Here is a 21,957-nt window from a genome sequence, read left to right on the forward strand (position 1 = left end):
CAAGGGGAGTCTAGATGTCAACGATGGTTGTGCCTGTAAAACCACACAGGTGCCGATGACGAAGCCAGCGAGGCCGAGCCGTTTGAAGCGTCTGGGGGTGGCACGGGGAGAAGTCCCGTCCGCTGCCACGTAAATTGGAGCGCTCGGGTGGTCGACCCTTTTAGGCGGCCTCGGCAAGATTGCGTTCGGCTCGCGCCAGGACTACGTCAGGTGGATGACGAAATCAGCAGAAAGCTCTTTCTCTGACCCTAAGGTTCGCGTCGTTGACGGTGGGCTTCACATAGATGGCTACCCCGATGCTGCCTACCTGGTTCTCTTGAAATCCAAGAAGGCAAAGCGCCTCGTTCGGCTTAGGGCTCATCAATCCGCGCTCATTTTTTGCGAGCGGGCGATGCAAGAGCTGGGCGCAATCCCCGAGGACCGTTCCATAGCCAGGGAGGCAGTACTAGTCGGCGTGGCGGTCAAGTTCTTCTCTTGCTTTGGCCAGAATGCGGTGGTGGGGCCTCTCAGCGCGAATCGGGTCTTCACCGCGATGCCTGACGCGAGGGAGTGCTACGCATATTGGAAGGACATTCGGGACAAACATATTGTCCACGACGAGAGTGCATTGACCTTTGAAGGAACGGGGCTCGTCTTGGGTTCCGGCGGCGATCTCCATGACGTCTTGTCGATGAAGGTATCCATCGAGATCACAGATCGCGAACATGCCCAGCTTCTCTACGATCTTATTGACCACACTCTCAAACACCTTGAGAAGGAGGTCAGCGACTTGCTTCCTGCCGTTTTTGAGGAGGCGGCGGCCATGACGGCAGACGAGCGTCTCTCGCTGCCTTGCATGTCGTTCACGAAGCCGAACCTTTCCGATGTTGCTACCCGGCGTTAGCTTGGCGTGGAGACTCCTTCATAGAATGCTGCGAGCGACTCGGTGGAGGCTTGGTTCGGCGGAGCATAGACCGACTGTTTCCCCAAGTTCGACCTGCGAGGGGTCGAGCGCCTTCGGCGGACGATCAGGGAGATGGACGCACGATCATCGTCCCCTCCGCTCCCTAACTCAGTCGAAGCTAAAAGCGACTTGTTGCCTTTATGGTCTGGATGGTTGGCCAAACGTTCGCAAGTGTTCCCGCGATGTCTTGGTAGAAAGTCGCGACGTTACGTTGCGGAAATGCGTTGCATTCATTAGGGTTTACTTAAGCGAGTCGGGAGGACGCGACGTTTAGGGCAACCAGATGCGAGGTGACACGCAATGTCCGTCCAAGCAAAGAGAGCGTTCGATTACCGTCCCGACCATTTGATACAGGACTTCAAGGAACACATACGGGCCTTCGGTGAGCCGCATACTTGGCGGTATCACACCCATGAGCCCCCTGCTCCAGAAGGCGCGGAGGTCTTGCTGGCAAACTTCGTGATCCCCCGTGAGTTCGTCAGGAGCAAGGGTCTCGCGCCTTGTCCCATCTGTAGCCCGAAGTCCCCCCAATATGCGAAGGGCCACCTGATATGGTCGACGGTCGGCGGGACCCTCCACGCGGTTGGCCATTGCTGCGGTCACAAGCACTTCGAGGACGGTTCATTCGGGAGAGGCATTGCGACCGCCATAGAGCTTGAACAGCGACGGGCCGACGAGACATTCCTTCTGGACAACTGGGAGTACCCCCGCGAGTTGCTGGCACTCTCCAGGGACCTGACGCCATGGGCGAGGAGCTATGACCAGGTTGTGAAGAACCTGAAGGGCGGCCTGACCCCGATGGTCTGCAAGGCCATCTATCGCGCTGCCGGTGATGGCGCTTTCCTATCAGTCGAGGACCAGGTGCAAGGCCTGGGCCGCAAGATGGTGAGCATCAAGACGCCCTTCGGCTCAAGGCCGGTCCAAGGGGGACTAGTCCTCCGGGGTGGCAGGCGGGCTGTGTCGTGCGAGGGACGCATCAAGGCCGCATCACTGACCTTCGAGCAACTGGACTGGGTGTCATATGAAGACGCCTTTTGGTGGGCGTCCTCGCAACCAAGCGGAGACCTGAAGTTGCTGGCAAGGCACATCAAGGAGGCAGTCGCGGTGTTCCAGGACGCCCACGCCGACTTCCTCGCGCTGCAAGCCTTCCTCTCGGAGGAGAATTTAGAGCTGATCAGCGCATGGTCTGCGGTCGCCCATGCCGCCAACCCCCTCAGGCTTCACGCCCATGCTGGGGAAGACCTCGTGATCTGGCGGGGCGCCGTAAGGGTCCGCCGCATCCTCATCCCCCGGAACATCTGGGGGCGCCTATTGGCTCTGCCCGCACTAGCCGCCAGCGCGGACTGATTTGGATTGTGCCACCGACTGGTGTTGGGTGGCATGGTGGAGTTCCGTTCGCGGAGAGAGTGAGTGGAGGGTCTTATTAGGGACGCGCTTCCCCCTCCTTCTGGCGGGCGGAAGTACCATCAGTAGTCACTTGAGCGCTCAAAACAGGCGGCCAAAGGTTTCGCCCGGAACTTCATCGAGCACTGTGGCAGTCCACAAGGCCGGCTGCGATATCAAGGGCAACATCAACGAGGGGGGTGAGCACATCTACCACATGCCGGGGGAGGCGTATTATCTGGCTACGCGCCTAAACCCAGCCCGTGAGGAGCGATGGGTCTGCACCCAATGGGAAGCTTGGTGAGCTAGCTGGAGGAAGGTGAAGGTCTAAGGGACAGGCCCGGCGGATCAGAGAGGCTTCCTCACTCCATGTCCGCCACGTCGCCGCCCGCCTGCGGGGACAACGCAATGAGCGGTGACCCCGAATGCTTGGCCTCCAGATAAGCCCTGCGATTTGAGCGCACCGCAGGAGGCATCGAGGCCAATTGATGAGGAGGCATGACAAGGCCCGCGCGAGAGCAAGACGGCATGCGGGTCAGGGCAGTTGGCTTAAGTAAGGCCTGGGTTGTAGATTGGCTCAAATGCCGATTCGAGCCACTTGACGGAAGCCTCTGGGAAGGCTGTACGGAACATTCCGGTGGTCCATTTTCAGTTAGAATGGTCGGGACTGGCTCTCCCTTTTTTGGGCCGTAGGGAGTTATTTCGTGTCCGTTGAAAGTCCCGCGTCGAAGCGACGCCCATACAGTAGATTTAAGGTAAAGCAGGCAGATGGGGTGGCGACAGAATGCTCGTCTCGCGTCGCCAAAAGCGGAAACCAAGCGCACAGCTTCTACATCGGCGACGACAAGTTTACTATCTTTACAGAGGACGCCTTGTCCCCGGTCACTGTCGGAGATCGTGTCCGCTTTGATTATGAAATCCGTCACCTCAGGTCAGGATATCGTAACGAATACCTTTCTGTTGTTCCTGATAGCCTTGTTGTTTTTGCCCTAAGCGAGCTTAACGCGGTCGTCGAGGGAAGCGTCTACATCCTCAGCAACCCCTCGATGCCAGGGCTGCTGAAGGTTGGATTCACCACTGGAGCGGTTTCGAAACGTGCATCCGAATTGTCCGGCGTTACCAGCATCCCGACGGGCTTTCGAATCGAATGGACGTTGCCGATTACAGGTGATCCGCGAGCCGTCGAGCAACGCGCTCATGCACATTTAGCTCCCAATCGTCACGGCAAGGAGTTCTTTAAGGTTTCACTTGATGCCGCCAAGGCCGCATGCATCCAGAGTTTCGCTGAGCTATATCCTGATCGCGCTGCAAGCATGGATGAGGCGTTTGCCAAACGCGCTGAGGCAGAAGGCCAACGCCGAAACGAGCTACAGCGGCTAGCATCAATACGCGAAGAGGAGCGTCAAAAGGAACTCGAACAGAAGGCATTTGACGGGTCCAGAGAAGGGCGGTGGCGCAAAGAGGGTTCTTGCAAAGTGGTTCTGTTCGATTTTGATTCGGAACCCAATCGCAACCCACCTTCATTCCTCTCCAAGCTCTTTGGTGCGAGGTTTGCCGATTTCATGGAGTTCAAAATTGAGGCCCGTCAGCCGAGAGAGGGCATTGCCTGGGGCTTGTCAGTTTCGGGCCGCATCCAAGAAAAGTCGATGTGGGAGACTCGGGAATTTGCGACGCTTGAAGAAGCTATGGATCAGCTGGCGCGGGCGACTAGGGATTTTACGGTAGCCAATCGAAGGGCAACAATCCAAGTCCCAAACGTACTCATTGAAAATCCGCCAGAACTACCTGAGGACTATTTAAACCCTCGTGTGACGTTGTCGTTGCCGTCCCTCGACGGCTTAGTGTTCAGGCCTGCCCCGATTATAGACCGACGTTCTCGGTACAGATGAGCCCAACAGTCCCGCTTGACGACGCCGCTATCTAGCTCGGTGCTTTCGAAGTTGGCGAGGTCCACGGGGCAAACCAGCAGGATCGCACTGGTTAGGTTTTGACGGCCACAGGAAGAGCGATTCCAACCTCTGTCAATGACGCCGCTAACATATGTTGCGCAGCCGTAACCAGATCGCTCCTCGCCACCATGATCCCATCGTGCATGGGCAAAGCCGCTATCCCCATCCTCGCCAGCCGCAGCAAGACGGCAACCAAGATGCAGCTTTCGGTGAACATCAGGTCTAGCGCGATGTCCTTTCCAAAGAGCGGTACTAGGGCCGGATGCTTAGCCCCGATCGCCTCCGCCAGCATTCTTCCCGTCCAGCCCTCAGGCAGTTCCTTCTTAACCTCGCTCGGCAGCCGGGTCATCTCGTTCGAAGACGACAGCATGGCCGCAAAGCCCGCCTTCACGCCGGCACGATGTCCCTCCAACCCTGGGATGGCATAGAGGTCGCCTTCGGGCGGCTGAGCCCCTACCCGTGCATAGGCGAGCCTCGGGAACATGCTGGCGAAGTCGAGGTCGGCAATGGGCTCCCCGTTGATGCGAAGGTCATACCGCAGGCTCTTCGACATGGACTCCCAGAAGCCACCATAGAGCCGGCCATGAAGGTGGAAGGCATGCGGGTCCCCTATGTCGCGCAGCATGAAGCGGCGGGTCAGCCTGAAGCCGGCTTGGGGCTGGCCTTGTAGCTCTATGCGCTGGGTGGCGAGGAAGGTGTTGATCTCCTCCATCTCCCGCCGCAGTGAGCTTATCTCGGGGGTGTCCACATAGTCCACCAGTTGGTAGGGGAGCTTCTTGCCCTTGCCATCACGGCCCATCCTCGCGGTCAGCCATATGGTCTCCTCCCCCTCTGCTCTGCCCACCTCCGCCACTGTCCCCGGAAGCAGGGCTTCAAGCAGGCATCCGGTCGCCTCAATGCCGGTCCTACGCTTCTTGATGTGTGCTGCATGCTTGACCACTAGGCCCATGGTGGCCATCGCATCGATGACATGGGGAAGGTGCCCAAAACCCCTGCGGTCATAGCGGGACAAGGTGTCGTGGCGCAGAGGGATTGCGAGACGGCGGCTATGCCCGGGGTGACCTTGATGAATGACGGCAAGGTTGGCCACGATGCATGACACGATGTTGGTCACCCTCTCCACCTGCTCCTGCTTGGGTTGCCTGATGCGGGCTGGAGGTCCCTTGGTGGGGGCTTGGATCACGAGCCTTGTGATGGACTCTGAGAGGGCCTTAAGGTTGGGGCTTAGTGCCGTTGCCCAAGGATCAAACCAATGGTCGGGGGAGGAGAAGGGATGATCCATCACTGGCAAGCCACACGAAGGGAGAACCCAAGGTGTCGCTCCAAGCCGTCTGTGATTGAAGGGGCCGGGGGAATGGAGAACGCTTTACGGGGCACACCAAGGCGCACCACAAGGGGAATGGGGGGAGCTAAGGCCCGACATGTGCGTCCCCGATTGCTCACCAAGTCGCAAATCGGCATGACCAAATTTCATTGCAATGGCGGGTGCGAGGGATGGAGGCCAAACCGAACCGCCTTCAGTTCGATGATTTCCCGCACGGCCAGTTCAGTTAGTGGGTCACCGGCTTTCGCCAGAGCCTCACCGATCTTTCTCAGCACCACGCCCGATGATCGTGGGTAAGCGTGAATCTCAACTGGAATGTCTTGTCCCGAAGGATTCCACATCTGCCAGCGCCGATGCGTGCCACTCGCCAAACGATGCACAGCTTTCGCGGCCTGGACTAACTGGAACTCCCTCGTCCGATGGCTCCCGAAGTCATCCTCGATCAAGGCCGCTACTGCCAAATAGATGGCGATTAGGCGGCTCGCTGGAATCTCGGCCTCGCGTAGACGTGCGAAGGCAATTCTCGCCTTGGTGGCGGCATCCTGCCCCCTTAGGTTCATTGCTACTTCCGATCTCCCAGCAGCGGCGAGGCAGTGGTCCATTTCGACAATCGCAGAAAGCGTGTCGCCGGCTTTACGGTTTGCTGTCAGCCAGACTTTCGCGGCCGCAACATAGGGTTTTAGTTCGCTCGCTCTGTAAGTGCCGTGCCAGTGAGAACCATGCCGAGACTTCCGCTGGACGTGATAGCGACACCAAAACCTCGCTAACCCGTTTCCCTGCGAGAGCATGGACGGGCGCCCACAACCAGGCACCGAGCACAAACCTTCATCGGTAGACGCTAGCTGCTGCGAAATACGTCGTGCGGGATGGTTCTTGGCCCTCAAACCGAGTCCCCCTGCATTTTGCTACGGGCCAACTCATTGAGTTTCGTAATGATATTGTCATGCGGACCTCGCCGGCCTTTTGGAACGTGATGCATGCGCAAGATAATGCGCCGAGTGTCCATAACTCTGACGATCCTGACGAGGATTTCCGGATTGGCTAATGCCTGCTCTGCGCCTTTCCATCCGCGTGCCTTCCACTGATCAGCGTCGCAGCCCGCTCTAATGGCGTATTGACTGCGTGTATAGCAATCCACCGTCGAGCCGGATTGAAGTGACTCAAGCACTCCTGCAAGAGCTCCCAACATGGCCCGCTGATCGGTACTTCCTGGTCCACTGGGCTTCGCTTGTTGACGGAATATCGACGGCTCTGACTTACACTCAACACGCCACGCGGCCGCCGATCTGTCGTCCTTTTTCGTCCCTCCGATCCACGCATTGAAATCTCCAGGCTCTTGGAAAACAGGCTGAGCCTCGGGGTAAGGCCATTCGGGTGGTTCCATTGCAGCACATCCTTCTGTTTGCAGCCTCGCGCGGCTGGTGACATCGAAGGTGGCAATGCCGTCGTGAATTTCAAGTATTACATTACAACAAAAGTGCTGTTGTGGGATAAATGTCACTTATAAATCCGAGCTAGGTGGTTCATATACTCAAGTGTCATCAGTACGTCCTATCTCGCCACCTCATAAGCTAGACCATCAACTGGCTTCCATAGTCACGTACCTCACATGCACCATCCGATACAAGTCTACACCAAGCGTCTCCCTGGACATCTCCTTAGGTATCCCGATAGGCATCTCCCTAGTCATCCCCAAGGGTATCCCCTCAGGCATCCCCATAGGTACCCCTTAGGTATCTCCCCTAGTCATCCCCTTAGGCAGCTCCCTAGGCATCGAAGGCTGGCGATCGCAGCATGAATGTAGGCACGCTCGTCGCACCGCCTTGCATTGCGTTGGCCGTCGGTTAGACTCGTCTGCGAGCGCTTACGCGGCGTTCCGGGGTGTGGAAACCCTGAGTTCAAACATGGTGCCGACCAACGTCGGTGCCGATCCTCGACTTTTCGGTCGGGGAGCCTGTGGCGCATGTCCAGGTTCTCCGGAACTAAAGGCCGCAGGAACCGGAACTCGGTTTTCCAACTCCCCGATCAGGGGTCATGAGGAGGCTGTCTGCGGGGGCGCACCGCAGGCCTTTGCCTTTAGGGGGAAACCAATGCCATCGCGAGCGCTGCCGACACCAAGCAATGCCGTATCAACGGACCGTTACCAAACGTTTCGAGGGCGGGAGCCGGCAAGATGGCTAGCGGAATTCCGAGAGGCCGGGTGGCCCGATCTGGCAGCCGCAGCAGTGACTAGCTTTCTTATGGGCGCACGACCGGTTCCTCCGAGCTGGGAGGACGAAATGGTGCCAGCAAAATCTAGGCAGGCCGAAGCTATCGCCTCTGGTGCGACTGCGACCATCGTGGCGCAAATCGCTGGTCTAGAGCCACGGCCAACGGACGGCTATCTTGCCGGACGCCGACAGTCCAAAAACAACATTCCGGTTCTGATGGTGCTTGCCCTGGTGGCGCTGACGATTCTCATGGTGCTGTTCCGTCAAATCGCTACCATGGAGTATCGCCGGTCGGTCAACCACTACTGCATTTCTGGCCCGGCATCGCGCTGCCCCGACTATCCCCGTACCCCCGGCAAGTTCTCCTACGAGATTGATCCCGACGCTCCTGCCTCGTAGCGCACCGGCTACTCCATGTCCGGCACGTCGCCGCCCATAAAGAGCGTCGTGGGTTCCCCGTATTCTCCAAGCGAGGGGTTGGCATCACGCGACCACGCAATGACGCCGGCATGCTTCATAGCAAGGCCCTTCGCGGTCCTTATCGCCCGCTCCTCGGTCTGTTGCTCGGCAGGCCCAAAGACAGGGTGAAGGTCGCCGGTCTCATCGCGGTCAAAGGCGGTGACAACGATTAGCTTCGGGGCTTTCTGTGGCGGCAGCAGGCTATCCGACATGGAGGTCCTCTTTCCGCTGGACCAACAGCCGGTTGAAATTCGGCAGCGGCGGAGGCAGAACCTCGGTCATCTGGAATACAGGCACCATTGGGCCGCCCTGCTCTGGCGCTAACTGCTTGGCCAGTTCAGCGATTTCCTCGTCCCGTCTAGTTATTCGGCTCTCCAGATTGGCAATGCGCTCCGTGAGGAAATAGCGTCCAACAGCAAACCCACCGCCTCCAAACAGCACGGCAAACGTCAGAAAGGCTGCCGGGTTGGCGACTACTAGCGCTGCATTCGTGCCAATGAAAACGATAAGGTCATGCATAGAGCGCTGCCCCGATTACCCCATCACTGGTGGCGTGTCGTCATAGCCGATTGAGACTATCCCCGGATGCCGGTGGGCGATGGCGAGTATCTGGGTCTCAAGCTCGCAATTGTAGGCCATGAGCGCCTTCACGGTCTCAAGGGGGCTATCGTAGCGGGCTATCAGCTTCACGGCTTCTGAATGCAACTCGGCTTTGGCTTCGGCGTCAAAGTGCATCGTGCCCATGCTGTTCCTCCTAGCGTGTCGCACGGCGTGGTGCGGACAGCACGTCAAGGCGTTCCTGAAGGTGTCCGTTGAGCACGATCATTTCCTTGAGGGCCTTCATCACATCACCCTTGTGGACGGCAACGAAATCATCGGCGTGGGCCTGGAGGGCGGCCTCTTGGCGGCTGTTGAGTGTCACGATGCGGTCCATTAGCGCTTACTCCAACATGGCTGCGCTTAGTGAACAAAAAGGGAACAGAAATGTCAAGAGCGAATTGACTCGGTGAGGAATGCGTTCCTATTTTTGAGCCATGCCCGATATCGACGGAAGACGAAAGCGCGGTGGCGCGTGGACGCTCGGCAATGCCCAGGCGATAGGGCAACTCGTGCTTGTCCGCTGCGGGCTCTGCAACGTCAAACGCTGGTATCAGCCGAGTGACCTCAAGGAAATCTTCGGGGACATTGAGGCCGACTTGGTGGGGAGCAAAATGAGTTGCGAACGGTGCGGCAAGAACGACTTCATGCATGCCGAGACGCGGAGCCCAACGGCAAGAGAGAGGCAGGGCATTCGGGTTAGGCGGCTTGCTGAAATCAGGACAGTGCGGCGGATCGTCTGGAGGGATGAGGATTAAGGAAGGCTGCTTTCGACCCTATGCGGGCAAAGATGCGGCGCTTCTAATTGTCAGGACCGGAGGCTCTCTAGCAAGCGCCTCCACGCAGATATCCAGCCCGCTTACCAGGAAATGAACTATCGATTGAGCCGAGCCGCTTGCACTGTTCCGGAATTCATAAAGGTAATTACTTCGCTCGATTGAGTATAGAGTACCAACTCCAATCTGCTCTTCTGATCGAGCGGACCAATAGCTGGTCATCTCGCCCTCATCTTGAACGCGAAAGCTCACAGCATCCGAAAAAACAACTTTGGCGATCCGACCATCACGCTCTAGCTCGATGTGAAGACACCAGTTGGTCTTATGACCAAACTCAATGTTTGTGATCTCCCACAAACCGCCATCGTTTGGCCAATCGTCGTTGTCGAGCAATTTGAAGCCTTGCGTCATGGTTTTCCACCCATTTCGGACGGTTCACTAGAGCCGCCCTGTTGCCGTCTTGGTTAGAACAACGAACCTTGAGCCGGAGCCTGCTGCGGAAACTTGATCTGCGTGGCCGGCTTCTGGACAATCACAAGGGCATCGTCTGGGGCTGTGCGCTGTAGCCGCTTCGCTTCCGACCAGGGCGCGGTAAGCCACGTCTCCGTCTCCTCTTGCGTCCTCAGGATCACCGGCATGGCCTTCTCGTGGATCGGCTTGATGAGAGCGTTGGGTGCGGTCGTCATGAAGCCGTAAAGCTCGAAGTCGCCCGGGCCGTCCTTGACCTTGCGCACCCCCCGCCACGGCGTCCAGAGGCCAGCGAAGAAGAACAGCGGGCGGTCCTCATTGAGCGCGAACCAATAGTTCCGCTGGATGCCTGTCTCAGGGTCCTTATCGCTGGGTGTTGGGCTGGGCTCCGCAAAGCTCGTCACGGGCACCACACAGCGATGCTCGACGCCGACATACTGCTGCCAATGGCTGTACTGAGGATTGCGTATGTTGGTGGTGCCGTAATCCGCCTTTCCCTTCATCCGCTCAACGGGTGTCGGCATTCCCCAAAGCAAGCTGGCCATCTCCCGCTGCCCATCCGGGGCATTGCGGACCACGGGGCCGGGGCGGTTGGGATAGATGTCAATGGATGGCTCAAGGTTGCCCAAGATGTCCCGCAATGCGCCGGTCCACTGGCGGATGGCCTCTTGCGATGTGGTGATGTTGTAGAGGTTGCACATGCTTCATTCAGTCCCTAGGGGCTAGGGTTCTTTTGCCGTAGCTCCTCAAGCCAAGCACCCAAGGCGGCACCATCCTTTAGCTCTAGGCGATAAGGCATGAACTTGGTGAATTCCGGCGAGGTAAGCACGCCCGGTTGGAATGTTGAGGTCGTAGAAATTACGGCCTTTGATGCATTCTGATCGGCGGACAATACACCTAGCATCGCCCGAAGTTCATCGTGCCCGACTTGATGGCCGGGCGAATATGCTTTCGCTTGGTCAAGTATCCTGACAGACCCAAAGCCATCCTTCGATGCGATGACGTCCCGTCCAAAATCCCCTCGCTGCGGAGTAAGTATCACATCATAGCCGGCACGCTCGTAGGCCCCAGCAATGAACTCTTCAAACTTGCGAGGGGCTTGGACGAAATGAAAGAGGAATTTCGGATCTTTGGCGATCTCGGCCATGATAGCCAGCCATGGCAGGGTAACCGTGACGATCCGGGCACCCTCAGGCACATGGACGCCGGCCGTCACAAGCGCTTGGAGCAGGAGCGCGGTAGTTGGAACCTCGTTGCTGTCGCGTGGCCTAGCAGGTCGCTGGTTGCCGGCCATGCCTAAACCTATTCCCAGTCCCAAACCAACCATCGGTCTCGACCTCCTCAGAACTCTGGCACCGGCTTGTCCCGGCAGCCAAACTTGCCGCCCGTCCCCGAGTCCTTGATGTTTGAATTGTAGAAACTTCCTTTGGACTCTGCGGCCAACAGCGCCGACACCGTGCCTTGGTCGATGTCGCAGTAGTGATACCAAACCTGCTTAAGCCGAATGAGCATATAGGAGTGCTCGGCGTTGTAGCAGACGCGCTTGACCACGCTGCTGTCCAGTTCCCCGGTGCATTGGAACTTGGCGAGGTCCACTGGGCCGCGATACTTCACGTCCACCGTTTCGGCGGCAGCTGGCCAAGAGGCCATCAACGCGAGCCACAGGGCGGCACCAGCCGCCAGGCATCTTGCCTTCACATGCATTCCTCACCCCCATCCACCTAGCTCGTAGGCGCCGCCTCTGCGTGTTCTGCCAGTATCCGGAAGATGCTAGCCCTGCTGATACCCAGCACCGCCACCGTATCGGTAACAGATTTACCCTCTGCTCGCAGCCTCAACACGTCCTTTGCCTTGGCGCGGGCTGTGGGTTGCCGCCCCGCATACTTCCCCTTTGCCTTGGCCTTTGCGATGCCCTCGCGTTGCCTCTCAAGCATTAGCTCGCGTTCGAACTGGGCAATGGATGCAAACACGTTGACCATAAGCTCGCCCTGCGCGGTGGCGGTATCCAGGTTCATGCCGAGAATGCGCAACCCCACCCCCTTAGCTTTGAGCTGTTTGTTGATGTCCACGAAGTCAGCCACGGAACGGGCCAATCGGTCCAATTTGGTCACCACCAAAGAGTCGCCTTCACGCACCCATTCCAGGACCGCAGCAAGTTGTGGCCGCTTGGTCGCCACAGACGAAATCTCTTCGCGAAACACCTTGGTGCATCCCGCTTGCTCAAGGTCGCGAAGCTGGGCCTCAAGCCCTGCCTTTTGGTCGGTGGTGGAGGTGCGGGCGTAGCCGACGAGAGCGCTAGTGGTCATAATGAGATGTCTCCCCAACGAGGTCTTTACGAGGCCTGATTGTCTCGCATGACTCTAAGAGCATATGAGACAAGCGACTCAAAAGTCAAGTTCAGGCTTATGTGAGACTGTTTTAGCGGCACAACCGAAGATTCACATGGGCTTGGTCTAGTGAGACGACCGCACACCCATGCGGCCGTGTGGCCTTGAGGAATGCGAACTGCTATTCGTGCGGGGTTGTGGGGAGGCGGGATGGCAATCTGGCGGGAAGAAGTTGTAGAAGCACTACGCACGATAGGCGGGCAGGGCTCTCTTGAGGAGATTTACCGGGCTGTTCGAGGTCGTGGTACCCGTGCACTGCCAGCAACTTGGCAAGCGATTGTTCGGCGCGAGTTGGAGTACAATTCGAGCGACAGCAGGAGTTACCAGCATCGATTCGACCTCTTCTTTAGCGTTAGCGGGATCGGGGCGGGTGTTTGGGGGCTGAGAGAACTTGAGCGCGATACGCCGCTAGCATCAGACCTAACGCCGCCCGACAGGACGTTGACCGAGGTTTATCGGATACTGCGAGACACTCAGTTGGCACGGAGGATAAAGACCCTCCATAGCAATCGCTGCCAGCTATGCGGAACGGCGCTAGGCCTCGCTGACGGGACTGATTATTCGGAGGCGCACCACATTCGTCCGCTTGGTGCTCCCCATAACGGACCAGACGTGGCAACCAACATAATCGTGCTCTGTCCAAACCACCACGCTCTTCTAGACTATGGCGCTATTGGGCTTGAACAAAGTGCTATCTCAGTGGTGGACGGACATATGATCGGGCAAGAGTTCATCGCCTACCACAACGTAACCATCGGGCCGGAAAAGCGTCCCTAACTCTGAGACCTTTGGCGACAAGATTGAGGGCATCCGCCAACGCCCGGTGAGTACCCGCAAAACGCTGGATCGGGAGGGGGCACGGGGGGAACTCACCAACGCCCTCACGTATCTGAGGTCTCAAATGTGTGCCCCCCAAATTTCATTGGACGACGCTGAGCGATAGCTACGCCCCTCCTACCAAGCCGCCAACAGCTTCGCTGCCGCCTGAATTGTCTCCGCACGAGCAGAAAGGAAGCCTTCATAGTCATCAGCAAGCGCAGCGGCGTAGGCTAAGGGCGAGATCAAATTCGACGCCAGAACATCTTCCAGAGCGGGACCAAGGTTCTGCTCGACTTGCTTTAAATAATCTGAAGGAGCTCGATTTGTGATAGTCTTGTTGCTTGCAGCTGTTAAGAAGATAAAATTGGAAAGCGAATTGGCTCGACGGATAGAAACACCTTTATTCTTTAGATAGTCTTTGGGAAAGAAATGATGGTACTCTTTCAGGTTACCATGAAACAGCGCACTACCAGCATCAATCTTCGCCCCCGTGAGGAGGTCTCTTGGCTGACGAAACACTAGCAGAAGGATCAGAATCTTGGAATGCGCCGAGTTGGATCGGAATTCGCGTTGGTGCCAGATTGAAGTGGGTGGCGCGGAAACAGGGGCTTCAATCTCAGCGGTGGCTCCTTTCACAAACGCCAAAGCTGCGGCTTGATCGGACGCCATATTGCCCGTGTTCCAACCCCCAAAGTACCCGCTGATCGCCGTTCGCCAAAACCATTGCCGCATCGCCTCAGTTTGCGCTGCATTCGGCGCTTTGAGATTCCGGAAAACCTCCCCAAGGACAACAACTTGGTTGACATACGGAAGCTGTCTATCGCTCGGGATGTGAAGTTCCGTTGAAAGGAAATCAACGGCTTTCTGGTAAGCGGCTTTGGTTGCCTCGACTGCACCTTTCAAAGCCGGCGCATCATGTTTGCGAAGTTGGTCAATGCTCGATTCCGAGAAGCCGCCACCTGCAGCAGCTGAAATGCTTCGGAGAACAGTTTTGCGCTCGATGCCGCCAAAGTTTTTGTTGCCGAGGTCATCCACGATCCCCTGTATCTCGTCCACGAGGTCGAAGTCCTCGCTCCAAGTAGCGGCTCGCATGAGATCGACGATAGTAAGAGGCGTGCCTTTGCTGTTAATTCTCTCAAAGATCGGTGCAACGGCCTCAATCGACATATCATGGAGAGTCACGGTTGCAATTTTGTAGTCTTTGAACCTGTTGAAGAGCTCCTTCGCGGCTTCGGCAAGACTTTGACCATCGGGTCCTTGTTGTAGCGCTCCTACCTGTGAAAAGAAGGCCGCAGCATCCGGTATCCGATTAAGGCGCACTTGGTGCAACGGTGGCGAGTCAAGCGTCTCAAGATGCAAGAAGCGCTTCTCCTTAACATCATAGGCCAGATTCCAACGACTACGCGCGTCTGACCCCATCCAATAGAGCGCACCACAGATGGTGGATAGCCGCTGCTGACCGTCCAGCAAATAGTTCACGGGATAATCCATTTTGGTTGGGGCAATGTCGAGGTCAGCGATGTTTCTTTCGCTTTTTAATTCTTGGCGACTGCGCCAGAGTAGGACACTACCAACGGGATAATTATTTGAGATGGAGTCCAAGAGGTCCAAGATTTGCGACCTCTCCCATACAAAATCTCTCTGGAATTTTGGAAGCAGGATATCACCGCTCAAAATACGAGCAGCCAGCTCTTCGATTCGATCAACCGTTGGCTCAGGCGCTCTGCTGAAGCCGGTCGACTCAACAGCGGGTTTCCCTGTCACTTGAATTGCCATTGTCGCGAATCCCCCAAGACATAACTACAATCCTAGGGATAATCCTTGGCTAAGCAACAACCTGCCTTGGTCAAAAAACACCCCGCCATACCGTACTGCCTCCGGGTACGTGGTCACTAGACTGGCAACTTGACGGCCTCCACAAGCGCCCTCTTTTCCTTCTCCGGGTCCATCCCCGCGTAGCCGTGCTGGCTGAGGTCTAGGCTCTTCGCCCGCTCGCTGTCCGTATGCCCAACAACCCACCACGTGATGGTCCACTCGTCAAAGCCCTAACTAATTGCCGTTGATCTGTGTTTGACAAACGTGCTGCGGACCCTGTTTGGCGGGCGACTTCGCTCGCACAGCTAGTAAGTTTCACTGCTCAGAAGCCCGAACCCCAAGCCAACCGCTAAGGCAAGGATGCCAAGTAAGTCCAATGTTAAACCGCGAACCGAAATACTGAATGTGCTCACTAGCAAAATGGCCGCCCCCCAAAACGCGAAGGTAGCTAACCTGACAGCTTGTGCGTTGTAATTCTTGAAGAAATAGGAGGTTGTGCCAATTGCTATCGCCCCTGCTATCAGTCCTCGCATCAATTCGGGGAACCACAGAAGCGATATCTGATCGAAATATGGAATCCAGCTATGCCCCAGATAGGCTCGCATAAAGAACGAATAAATTATAACAACTATTGCTGCCGGTATTAGGCCCACAAGCACCATAACAATCGAAAGCACTGCCGCAGGTATCGTGCGGTCGGGTGCTTTTGGCATCACATCATTTGAGCTGCTCATTTTATCCCCCAAAGCTTCGCTGGTAACGTCTCATATTTTTCCGAGCACAGCAACGAGAGGGAAGAATGTGAAGTCTGAGTCTCTACGGCGCTTGCCAACATCAAACGGGCGCTCTGCGGCCCCCTAGCCCATGACGCTCACCCGTCTTGCCAATGAGCCATCGGATGGCCGTGTCACGAGAGTGTGTTACAACGCCTAGACGGCGAGTAGAATTGTCTTTAAGAATCAATAATGAGGCTGGCGTCGAGCGCAATCCTCTTCTGGGCACCAAATTCCAGTTTCGAACCATTCGACCGGTTCAGAAACCCTGAGAAAAAGCCCGGTTCGTCCGGGCTTTTTTCTTGCGCGATGACCTGCCCTCCTGGCCAGTCCACGAACAAACCGCTTCAAACCGCGCGCCCCCTTCGCTACGCTCGCAACCATGTCTCAATCCAGCACCGCGATCTTCGGCGCCCGCCGCGACCAGGCCTTTCCCGTCCTCGCCGAGGCGGACATCGAGCGCATGCGCCGGTTCGGTGAGGCCAGCACCTATGCCGCCGGCGAGCACATTTTCGAGGCCGGCGATGTGTCCCCGGGGCTGATCGTCGTCCTGGCGGGCAAGGTAGATATCACCCAGGACGGCAAATTTGGCCGGCGCGAGACGATCGTCACGCATGGGCCCGGCAACTTCGCCGGCGAGCTGGCGCAGCTTTCGGCCCGTCCCTCGCTGGTCAATGCGCAGGCGGCCGAGCCGGTCGAGGCGTTCGTCATCTCGTCGCGGCGGCTGCGCGACCTGATGGTTCAGGAGGCCAATCTCGGCGAGCGCATCATGCGGGCGCTGATCCTGCGCCGCGTCGGGCTGCTCGAGAGCGGCACGATTGGTCCCATCATCGTCGGACCTGCCGATAATGGCGACGTCCTTCGCCTGCAAGGCTTTCTCGCCCGCAGCGGCCAGCCCCACCGCGTGCTCGATTCCAAAGCCGATCCTTGCGCGAAAACCCTGTTCGAGCACTTCCATGTCGATCCCCACCATCTGCCGGTCGTGCTGTGCCCGAACGGCAGGCTGCTGCTCAATCCGGCGGAGAAAGACCTCGCCCGCTGCATCGGCCTGCTAAGGCCGGTCGACGCCAGCAAGGTCTATGACGTCGCTATCGTTGGCGCCGGGCCGGCCGGTCTGGCGGCGGCGGTCTACGCGGCCTCGGAAGGGCTGTCGACCATCGTGCTCGACTGCCGTGCCTTCGGCGGCCAGGCCGGCGCTTCGGCGCGCATCGAGAATTATCTCGGCTTCCCCACGGGCATTACCGGCATGGCGTTGATGGCGCGCGCCTACAACCAGGCGCAGAAATTCGGCGTCGAGATGGTCATCCCCGACGAGGTGAAGCTGCTCGGTGCCGCCACCGACGGTGCGCGTTACCAGCTTGCGGTCGGCGACGGCGAGACGGTGCGCACCCGCTCGGTGGTGATTGCCAGCGGCGCGCGCTATCGCCGCCTCGATGTCGCCAATCTCGCCGAGTTCGAGGGCACCTGCGTGCATTATTGGGCCTCGCCCATCGAAGCACGGCTTTGCGGCGGCCAGGAAGTGGCGCTGGTCGGCGCCGGCAATTCGGCCGGCCAGGCGGCCGTCTATCTGGCCAGCCAAGTCAGGAAAGTGGTGCTGCTGGCCCGTGGCGGCAGCCTCGATGCCTCGATGTCGCGTTACCTCGTCGAGCGCATCAGGGCGCAGCCGAACATCGAGGTGCTGACCGGCGCCGAAATCGAGGCGCTGGACGGCGAGGAAGGCAATCTTGCCACGGTACGCTGGCGCGACCGCTCGAGCGGCGCCTCGACGACGCGGCCGATCCGCCATCTCTTCCTGTTCATCGGCGCCGACCCGAACACCGATTGGCTCGCCCAATCCGGCGTGGCGCTGGATGCCAGGGGTTTCATCCGCACCGGATCGGACATAGCATCGGCGCATGGCGTGATGGAGACCAGCCGCAGCGGCGTGTTCGCCATCGGCGACGTGCGCTCCGGCTCGGTCAAACGCGTCGCGGCGGCTGTCGGCGAGGGCGCCCAGGTGGTGGCGGCGTTGCATGCATTTCTTGCGCGGGACGGCAGCCAGGCCGACGCGCCTCACGTATGATCCCGCAAAATAGGAACCGGTTTTCGGAAAAGATCATGCTTCAAATGAGAGATAGGTCGGGAGAGTGTGATGGCGGATGAATGCAAACACGCCGCTGGGATCAAGGACGTGACGCCGAGCGCGCTCGGCTGCGAGGAGTGCCTGAAGAGCGGTTCGTGGTGGGTGCATCTGCGGCTCTGCCGCACCTGCGGTCACGTCGGCTGCTGCGACGACTCCCCAAACCGCCACGCCACCAAGCATTTTCATGCCACCAGCCATCCCGTCATAGAGGGCTACGACCCGCCGGAAGGCTGGGGCTGGTGCTATGTCGACGAGGTCTTTCTCGACCTCGGCGACCGCACGACCCCGCAGAACGGACCGATCCCGCGCTTCTATTGAGTGTTTCCCAGAGCTGGGGAAAAGCCGGTTCGGCCTGCTTTATCGCACCGAGCCCGTGACGGTCCGGTCGACATCCGGAACGGATTTGCGATCGTTGCCGGCAAGGGCTGCAATAAGCAGCAGGCTGGCCACGACCGGAACGAACAGCACGGCGATGCGGGCCTGTACATGAAGGATGGCGCGCCATTCGCTGCGCTTGTCGGGGCTGTCGCTCATCATACTCACTTTGCCATGGATCCCCCCGCGAGGTCACATAGGCCCGAACGGTTAAGCAAGTCCTTCCGACTTCGTTAACGCAGCTATTCAAGGACGGGTTCAGCCGAGCCCGATCCGCCTGGCGCCTTGCCGAAACAACGCCTCGGCATCCGGCTCGAAGCGGAACGTGGCGATGAAATCGTCGGCGCGGTAGTCCGGCAACGTCTTGCGGATGCCGGCGGCAAAGGCGCGCGCCTCGTCGAGGCGCCCCGCCAGCGCCAGGCAATGTGCCGCGATCGCCAGGATGATGGCGTGCGCGTTGGGCCGGGCCGCTGCCTTCAGCGCCCATCCAGCCGCCTCCTCGAACTGGCCAAGCCGGACATGCGCCATGGCCCGCGCCCCCAGCATGCCGAACAGCAGCGGATCGAAAGGGCTGAGATGGCGCGAATGATCGGAAGAGCCGATCGCCGCCTGCGGGTCGCCCGACTGCGAATGGACGAAGGACAGCGCGTAATGGCCGAGCGCGAAATTGGGGCTGAGTTTGACCGCCTGTTCCAGTTCGCTGAGCGAGCCGTCCTGTTCGCCGCGCAGCCACAGCGCGCGGCCCATGGCCCAGTGCGCGGCCGGATTGTGATCATCGACCAGCAGGCTCTGGCCGGCGCTCTCGAAGGCGAGCGCGCTTTCCCGGTCGCGGTCGCCCCAGCGCTGGAAGGCGTTCTGCCAATGAGTAAAGGACAGGCCGGCATAGGCGCGGGCAAAGGTCGGATCGAGTTGCAGAGCCCTGGCAAAGAAGTGCCGCGCCGTTTCGTTCTCGGCCTGTGTGAAACGGTACATGTGCCAGAGGCCGCGATGATAGGCCTCCCAGGCGTTGAGCGAGTTGGGCGCCTTGAGCAGGGCGCGGTTGCGCTCGACGGTTTCGATCTCGGTCGAGATCGACGACACGATGCTGTCGCCAATGTCGTCGAGCACGGCGAAGATGTCGTCCGGACGGCGCTCGAAAGTCTCGGCCCAGACGATCCTGGCAGTACGCACCTCGATCAGTTCGACGCTGACGATCAGGCGGCCGGTCGGGTTGCGCACCGCGCCGGTGGCCACATAGTCGACATTCAGCCGGCGGCCCGCCTCCTCCGGCGCGATGGCTTCCTCGGCCAGCGCAAACACCGATCCGCGCGCGATGACGAAGAAATCCCGCAGCTTGGCGAGACGGGTGATGATATCGTGTGTGAAACCGTCGGCCGGTCCGCCGCGCGTCTCTCCGGCAAACGGCATCACCGCCAGCGAAGCGTGGCTCGGCTTGGTGGTCTCGGCGACGGTCGGCCCGGCCACCGGCTGCGATACCATGGACAAGGCGGCCGGCCGCCGCTCGCGGATCGCATGCCAGGCCGCGCGCAGAGGCGCGAAATCCAGGTCTTCCGACCCGAACAGCTGCTCGGCCGCCGCCAGATGTTGCTCGGCCGCGCCGACGGCGCCACGCCGCGCCAGACTGGCCAGCAGCGCCCGGTGCGCGGGCTCCTCGAACGGCGACAGTTCCAGCCATCTGTCGAGATGAGCGACCGCTTCGTCGCAATCCGCCGGCAAGGTTTCGACGAGCCTTTCCAGCACGGCCACGTGCCAGGCACCGAAGCGACGGCGTTGTGCCGTCAGCCAGCTGTTGAAAAGCGGGCTTCGCGCTAGCTCCAGGCCGTCAAGGAACTCGCCGGCGAACAATTTCGCCAGCGCCTGCAGGCGCTCGACACCAAGCGTTGCGATGCCTTCGAAGCCGGCGCGGCTGACCTCCAACGCATCGACAAGGCAGGCGCCGAGATCGAGCGCGACCGTATCGTCCTGCGTGCGGACACGGCGCCGGTCCGGCGTGTCGAGAGCGCTGCGCAACTTGCTCAGGCACCAGCGCAGTTCGCCTCGCGGATCGTTGGGCACGTCCCACAGAAGTTCGCAAAGGCGGCTGCGCCCCACCGGATGTGGCGCCAGCACGAGGTAGGCAAGCAGCGCTCGCAGCTTGCGCGAGGCCGGCAACGCCGTTGGCACGCCGTTACGGGTGATCGCCAGCGGCCCGAGCAGCCGCACCGACAGGCACGGCATGCCGCTGTCCTGCCTCGACGCTGCGGATTCCACGTCCGTTTCCACGCCTGCTCCCACGCTGGCCTGCCGGCCCTTGCTCTATCACCAAACATGACACGGCGCATCCGGCGGCGAATCTCGTGCCGGCAGCGGTCCTTGCCGCATCGCTGGAACGTCAGTGTTAGCGCGGCAAGGTCTCGAAACCTCGCCGCCCTGGCCGCCGGTTTGTAACCGGCCCGTGAAGATCAACACGATCGAGGAGATCAACGATGTTGAACACACAAAGCATCAGGAGCACCGCAGGGCGCGGCCGCCTGTTCGATAGCATTCTGGACACCGTCGGCGACACGCCGGTGGTGCGCATCAACAATCTCGCGCCGGCGCATGCGACCATCTTCGTCAAGGCCGAGTTCTTCAACCCTGGCGCCTCGGTGAAGGATCGGCTGGCGCTCAACATCATCGAGGAGGGCGAGCGCAGCGGCGCGCTGAAGCCGGGCCAGACCGTGGTCGAGGCAACCAGCGGCAACACCGGCATTGGCCTCGCCATGGTCTGTGCGCAGAAAGGCTATCCGCTCGTCGTCACCATGGCCGACAGCTTTTCGGTCGAGCGCCGCAAACTCATGCGCATGCTGGGCGCCAAGGTGGTGCTGACGCCACGCGCCGAAAAAGGTTTTGGCATGTACAAGAAGGCGATCGAACTGGCCGAGGCCAATGGCTGGTTCCTTGCCCGCCAGTTCGAGACCGCCGCCAATGCCGCCATCCATGAAGCAACGACCGCGCGCGAAATCCTAAACGATTTCGCAAGCTCCCGGCTCGACTGCTTCGTCACCGGCTATGGCACTGGCGGCACCGTCGTCGGCGTGGCGCGCGTCTTGCGCCGGGAACGGCCCGATGTCCGCATCGTGCTCTCCGAGCCGGCCAATGCGCAACTGATCGGCAGCGGCAAGGCGCAGCAGCGCGGGGCCGGCGGCGCCCCCGCCGCCAGCCATCCGGCCTTCGAGCCGCATCCGATCCAGGGCTGGACGCCGGACTTCATCCCCAACGTGCTGCAGGAGGCGATCGACGCCAGCCTCTATGACGAGGTGATGCCGATCGCCGGGCCAGAAGGCATCAAATGGGCTCGGGCGCTGGCCCAGAAGGAAGGAATCTTCACCGGCATTTCCGGCGGCGCCACCTTCGCCGTGGCGCGTCAGGTCGCGGAGAAGGCGCCACCCGGATCGGTGATCCTATGCATGCTGCCTGACACAGGCGAGCGCTACATGTCGACACCGCTGTTTGACGGCATCGAGGCCGAGATGGACGCCGACGAAATGGCCCTGTCGCGCTCGACGCCCGGCTGCCAGTTTCCGGCGGCGGCTTGA

The 21,957-nt window shown here is 59.5% G+C and carries 24 protein-coding genes; 8 read left to right on the forward strand and 16 right to left on the reverse strand.

Annotated elements, in window-relative coordinates; genetic code table 11:
* Positions 1 to 214: 214 nt before the first annotated feature.
* The 3 genes from ACVWWD_RS08360 (at position 215) to ACVWWD_RS08370 (ending at position 4,215) form a co-directional block, all read left to right on the forward strand.
* On the forward strand, positions 215 to 883 hold the full coding sequence (locus ACVWWD_RS08360; RefSeq protein WP_457102998.1) for a hypothetical protein: 669 nt from the start codon (positions 215 to 217) through the stop codon (positions 881 to 883).
* 360 nt (positions 884 to 1,243) lie between these two features.
* A complete protein-coding gene (locus ACVWWD_RS08365) occupies positions 1,244 to 2,290 on the forward strand; it encodes a hypothetical protein (RefSeq protein ID WP_457102999.1) in 1,047 nt (348 codons plus the stop codon).
* 809 nt (positions 2,291 to 3,099) lie between these two features.
* On the forward strand, positions 3,100 to 4,215 hold the full coding sequence (locus ACVWWD_RS08370) for a GIY-YIG nuclease family protein (RefSeq protein ID WP_457103000.1): 1,116 nt from the start codon (positions 3,100 to 3,102) through the stop codon (positions 4,213 to 4,215).
* 91 nt (positions 4,216 to 4,306) lie between these two features.
* Here the strand turns inward: ACVWWD_RS08370 and ACVWWD_RS08375 are convergent, their stop codons facing one another.
* The 3 genes from ACVWWD_RS08375 to ACVWWD_RS08385 all read right to left on the reverse strand — a co-directional run bounded on the left by ACVWWD_RS08375 (position 4,307) and on the right by ACVWWD_RS08385 (position 7,100).
* Entirely contained in the window at positions 4,307 to 5,389 is a 1,083-nt protein-coding gene (locus tag ACVWWD_RS08375; protein WP_457103001.1) for a hypothetical protein, read from the reverse strand.
* A gap of 356 nt (positions 5,390 to 5,745) precedes the next feature.
* Positions 5,746 to 6,387, reverse strand: a complete 642-nt coding sequence (locus ACVWWD_RS08380; protein ID WP_457103002.1) for a hypothetical protein — start codon at positions 6,385 to 6,387, stop codon at positions 5,746 to 5,748.
* Between the two features lie 92 nt (positions 6,388 to 6,479).
* On the reverse strand, positions 6,480 to 7,100 hold the full coding sequence (locus ACVWWD_RS08385) for an RNase H family protein (RefSeq protein WP_457103003.1): 621 nt from the start codon (positions 7,098 to 7,100) through the stop codon (positions 6,480 to 6,482).
* Positions 7,101 to 7,878: 778 nt separating this feature from the next.
* Between ACVWWD_RS08385 and ACVWWD_RS08390 the strand changes: the two genes are divergently transcribed.
* Entirely contained in the window at positions 7,879 to 8,208 is a 330-nt protein-coding gene (locus tag ACVWWD_RS08390; protein ID WP_457103004.1) for a hypothetical protein, read from the forward strand.
* 8 nt (positions 8,209 to 8,216) lie between these two features.
* On the opposite strand, the gene ACVWWD_RS08395 is transcribed toward ACVWWD_RS08390, so the two are convergent.
* The 9 genes from ACVWWD_RS08395 to ACVWWD_RS08435 all read right to left on the reverse strand — a co-directional run bounded on the left by ACVWWD_RS08395 (position 8,217) and on the right by ACVWWD_RS08435 (position 12,415).
* Positions 8,217 to 8,480 (reverse strand): hypothetical protein, encoded by a 264-nt coding sequence (locus tag ACVWWD_RS08395; RefSeq protein WP_457103005.1) that lies wholly within the window; start codon positions 8,478 to 8,480, stop codon positions 8,217 to 8,219.
* Positions 8,470 to 8,787: a hypothetical protein gene (locus ACVWWD_RS08400; RefSeq protein WP_457103006.1), complete on the reverse strand. Its 318-nt coding sequence runs from the start codon at positions 8,785 to 8,787 to the stop codon at positions 8,470 to 8,472. Before ACVWWD_RS08400 ends, ACVWWD_RS08395 begins: the two co-directional genes overlap by 11 nt.
* Before the next feature lie 15 nt (positions 8,788 to 8,802).
* Positions 8,803 to 9,012 (reverse strand): hypothetical protein, encoded by a 210-nt coding sequence (locus ACVWWD_RS08405; RefSeq protein WP_457103007.1) that lies wholly within the window; start codon positions 9,010 to 9,012, stop codon positions 8,803 to 8,805.
* Positions 9,013 to 9,022: 10 nt separating this feature from the next.
* Complete coding sequence (locus tag ACVWWD_RS08410) at positions 9,023 to 9,202, reverse strand: hypothetical protein (protein WP_457103008.1); 180 nt, start codon at positions 9,200 to 9,202, stop codon at positions 9,023 to 9,025.
* 439 nt (positions 9,203 to 9,641) lie between these two features.
* Positions 9,642 to 10,052, reverse strand: coding sequence for a hypothetical protein (locus ACVWWD_RS08415; RefSeq protein WP_457103009.1), 411 nt, complete (start codon positions 10,050 to 10,052; stop codon positions 9,642 to 9,644).
* A 53-nt stretch (positions 10,053 to 10,105) separates the two neighbouring features.
* Positions 10,106 to 10,810 (reverse strand): SOS response-associated peptidase, encoded by a 705-nt coding sequence (locus tag ACVWWD_RS08420; RefSeq protein ID WP_457103010.1) that lies wholly within the window; start codon positions 10,808 to 10,810, stop codon positions 10,106 to 10,108.
* A gap of 14 nt (positions 10,811 to 10,824) precedes the next feature.
* Positions 10,825 to 11,256 carry a restriction endonuclease gene (locus tag ACVWWD_RS08425; protein ID WP_457103011.1) on the reverse strand — a complete coding sequence of 144 codons (432 nt, stop codon included), beginning with the start codon at positions 11,254 to 11,256 and terminating at the stop codon, positions 10,825 to 10,827.
* A 194-nt stretch (positions 11,257 to 11,450) separates the two neighbouring features.
* Complete coding sequence (locus tag ACVWWD_RS08430; protein WP_457103012.1) at positions 11,451 to 11,813, reverse strand: KTSC domain-containing protein; 363 nt, start codon at positions 11,811 to 11,813, stop codon at positions 11,451 to 11,453.
* 17 nt (positions 11,814 to 11,830) lie between these two features.
* Complete coding sequence (locus tag ACVWWD_RS08435; protein WP_457103013.1) at positions 11,831 to 12,415, reverse strand: recombinase family protein; 585 nt, start codon at positions 12,413 to 12,415, stop codon at positions 11,831 to 11,833.
* 231 nt (positions 12,416 to 12,646) lie between these two features.
* Here ACVWWD_RS08435 and ACVWWD_RS08440 point away from each other — a divergent pair, with 231 nt between their 5' ends.
* Positions 12,647 to 13,273, forward strand: coding sequence for an HNH endonuclease (locus ACVWWD_RS08440; protein ID WP_457103014.1), 627 nt, complete (start codon positions 12,647 to 12,649; stop codon positions 13,271 to 13,273).
* A gap of 177 nt (positions 13,274 to 13,450) precedes the next feature.
* Here ACVWWD_RS08440 and ACVWWD_RS08445 read toward each other — a convergent pair whose 3' ends face one another.
* Together ACVWWD_RS08445 and ACVWWD_RS08450 are read right to left on the reverse strand one after the other, a co-directional pair.
* Positions 13,451 to 15,091, reverse strand: a complete 1,641-nt coding sequence (locus ACVWWD_RS08445; RefSeq protein ID WP_457103015.1) for a GmrSD restriction endonuclease domain-containing protein — start codon at positions 15,089 to 15,091, stop codon at positions 13,451 to 13,453.
* Positions 15,092 to 15,435: 344 nt separating this feature from the next.
* Positions 15,436 to 15,864, reverse strand: coding sequence for a hypothetical protein (locus tag ACVWWD_RS08450; protein ID WP_457103016.1), 429 nt, complete (start codon positions 15,862 to 15,864; stop codon positions 15,436 to 15,438).
* A 421-nt stretch (positions 15,865 to 16,285) separates the two neighbouring features.
* Between ACVWWD_RS08450 and ACVWWD_RS08455 the strand changes: the two genes are divergently transcribed.
* Positions 16,286 to 17,965, forward strand: a complete 1,680-nt coding sequence (locus ACVWWD_RS08455) for an FAD-dependent oxidoreductase (protein WP_352546328.1) — start codon at positions 16,286 to 16,288, stop codon at positions 17,963 to 17,965.
* Between the two features lie 69 nt (positions 17,966 to 18,034).
* The gene (locus ACVWWD_RS08460) at positions 18,035 to 18,343 is read left to right on the forward strand and encodes a UBP-type zinc finger domain-containing protein (protein ID WP_015314705.1); all 309 of its coding nucleotides are present in this window, start codon (positions 18,035 to 18,037) and stop codon (positions 18,341 to 18,343) included.
* A 39-nt stretch (positions 18,344 to 18,382) separates the two neighbouring features.
* Here ACVWWD_RS08460 and ACVWWD_RS08465 read toward each other — a convergent pair whose 3' ends face one another.
* Together ACVWWD_RS08465 and ACVWWD_RS08470 are read right to left on the reverse strand one after the other, a co-directional pair.
* Entirely contained in the window at positions 18,383 to 18,562 is a 180-nt protein-coding gene (locus ACVWWD_RS08465) for a hypothetical protein (protein WP_032922059.1), read from the reverse strand.
* Positions 18,563 to 18,658: 96 nt separating this feature from the next.
* The gene (locus tag ACVWWD_RS08470) at positions 18,659 to 20,617 is read right to left on the reverse strand and encodes a BTAD domain-containing putative transcriptional regulator (RefSeq protein ID WP_352546409.1); all 1,959 of its coding nucleotides are present in this window, start codon (positions 20,615 to 20,617) and stop codon (positions 18,659 to 18,661) included.
* A 248-nt stretch (positions 20,618 to 20,865) separates the two neighbouring features.
* On the opposite strand from ACVWWD_RS08470, the gene cysK reads away from it, so the two are divergent.
* Positions 20,866 to 21,957: a cysteine synthase A gene (gene cysK, locus ACVWWD_RS08475; protein ID WP_352546329.1), complete on the forward strand. Its 1,092-nt coding sequence runs from the start codon at positions 20,866 to 20,868 to the stop codon at positions 21,955 to 21,957.

The organism is Mesorhizobium sp. URHB0026 (assembly GCF_054059755.1).

What these genes read in the sequence shown, in the direction of transcription:
- ACVWWD_RS08365 (WP_457102999.1), top strand. Translation starts at nt 1,244, where the DNA reads ATGTCCGTCCAAGCAAAGAGAGCGTTCGATTACCGTCCCGACCATTTG.
- ACVWWD_RS08425 (WP_457103011.1), bottom strand. Translation starts at nt 11,256, where the DNA reads ATGGCCGAGATCGCCAAAGATCCGAAATTCCTCTTTCATTTCGTCCAA.
- ACVWWD_RS08455 (WP_352546328.1), top strand. Translation starts at nt 16,286, where the DNA reads ATGTCTCAATCCAGCACCGCGATCTTCGGCGCCCGCCGCGACCAGGCC.
- cysK (WP_352546329.1), top strand. Translation starts at nt 20,866, where the DNA reads ATGTTGAACACACAAAGCATCAGGAGCACCGCAGGGCGCGGCCGCCTG.
- ACVWWD_RS08450 (WP_457103016.1), bottom strand. Translation starts at nt 15,864, where the DNA reads ATGAGCAGCTCAAATGATGTGATGCCAAAAGCACCCGACCGCACGATA.
- ACVWWD_RS08440 (WP_457103014.1), top strand. Translation starts at nt 12,647, where the DNA reads ATGGCAATCTGGCGGGAAGAAGTTGTAGAAGCACTACGCACGATAGGC.
- ACVWWD_RS08405 (WP_457103007.1), bottom strand. Translation starts at nt 9,012, where the DNA reads ATGGGCACGATGCACTTTGACGCCGAAGCCAAAGCCGAGTTGCATTCA.
- ACVWWD_RS08400 (WP_457103006.1), bottom strand. Translation starts at nt 8,787, where the DNA reads ATGCATGACCTTATCGTTTTCATTGGCACGAATGCAGCGCTAGTAGTC.
- ACVWWD_RS08360 (WP_457102998.1), top strand. Translation starts at nt 215, where the DNA reads ATGACGAAATCAGCAGAAAGCTCTTTCTCTGACCCTAAGGTTCGCGTC.
- ACVWWD_RS08435 (WP_457103013.1), bottom strand. Translation starts at nt 12,415, where the DNA reads ATGACCACTAGCGCTCTCGTCGGCTACGCCCGCACCTCCACCACCGAC.
- ACVWWD_RS08470 (WP_352546409.1), bottom strand. Translation starts at nt 20,617, where the DNA reads ATGCCGTGCCTGTCGGTGCGGCTGCTCGGGCCGCTGGCGATCACCCGT.
- ACVWWD_RS08395 (WP_457103005.1), bottom strand. Translation starts at nt 8,480, where the DNA reads ATGTCGGATAGCCTGCTGCCGCCACAGAAAGCCCCGAAGCTAATCGTT.
- ACVWWD_RS08380 (WP_457103002.1), bottom strand. Translation starts at nt 6,387, where the DNA reads ATGCTCTCGCAGGGAAACGGGTTAGCGAGGTTTTGGTGTCGCTATCAC.
- ACVWWD_RS08460 (WP_015314705.1), top strand. Translation starts at nt 18,035, where the DNA reads ATGGCGGATGAATGCAAACACGCCGCTGGGATCAAGGACGTGACGCCG.
- ACVWWD_RS08430 (WP_457103012.1), bottom strand. Translation starts at nt 11,813, where the DNA reads ATGCATGTGAAGGCAAGATGCCTGGCGGCTGGTGCCGCCCTGTGGCTC.
- ACVWWD_RS08465 (WP_032922059.1), bottom strand. Translation starts at nt 18,562, where the DNA reads ATGATGAGCGACAGCCCCGACAAGCGCAGCGAATGGCGCGCCATCCTT.
- ACVWWD_RS08445 (WP_457103015.1), bottom strand. Translation starts at nt 15,091, where the DNA reads ATGGCAATTCAAGTGACAGGGAAACCCGCTGTTGAGTCGACCGGCTTC.
- ACVWWD_RS08410 (WP_457103008.1), bottom strand. Translation starts at nt 9,202, where the DNA reads ATGGACCGCATCGTGACACTCAACAGCCGCCAAGAGGCCGCCCTCCAG.
- ACVWWD_RS08390 (WP_457103004.1), top strand. Translation starts at nt 7,879, where the DNA reads ATGGTGCCAGCAAAATCTAGGCAGGCCGAAGCTATCGCCTCTGGTGCG.
- ACVWWD_RS08415 (WP_457103009.1), bottom strand. Translation starts at nt 10,052, where the DNA reads ATGACGCAAGGCTTCAAATTGCTCGACAACGACGATTGGCCAAACGAT.
- ACVWWD_RS08420 (WP_457103010.1), bottom strand. Translation starts at nt 10,810, where the DNA reads ATGTGCAACCTCTACAACATCACCACATCGCAAGAGGCCATCCGCCAG.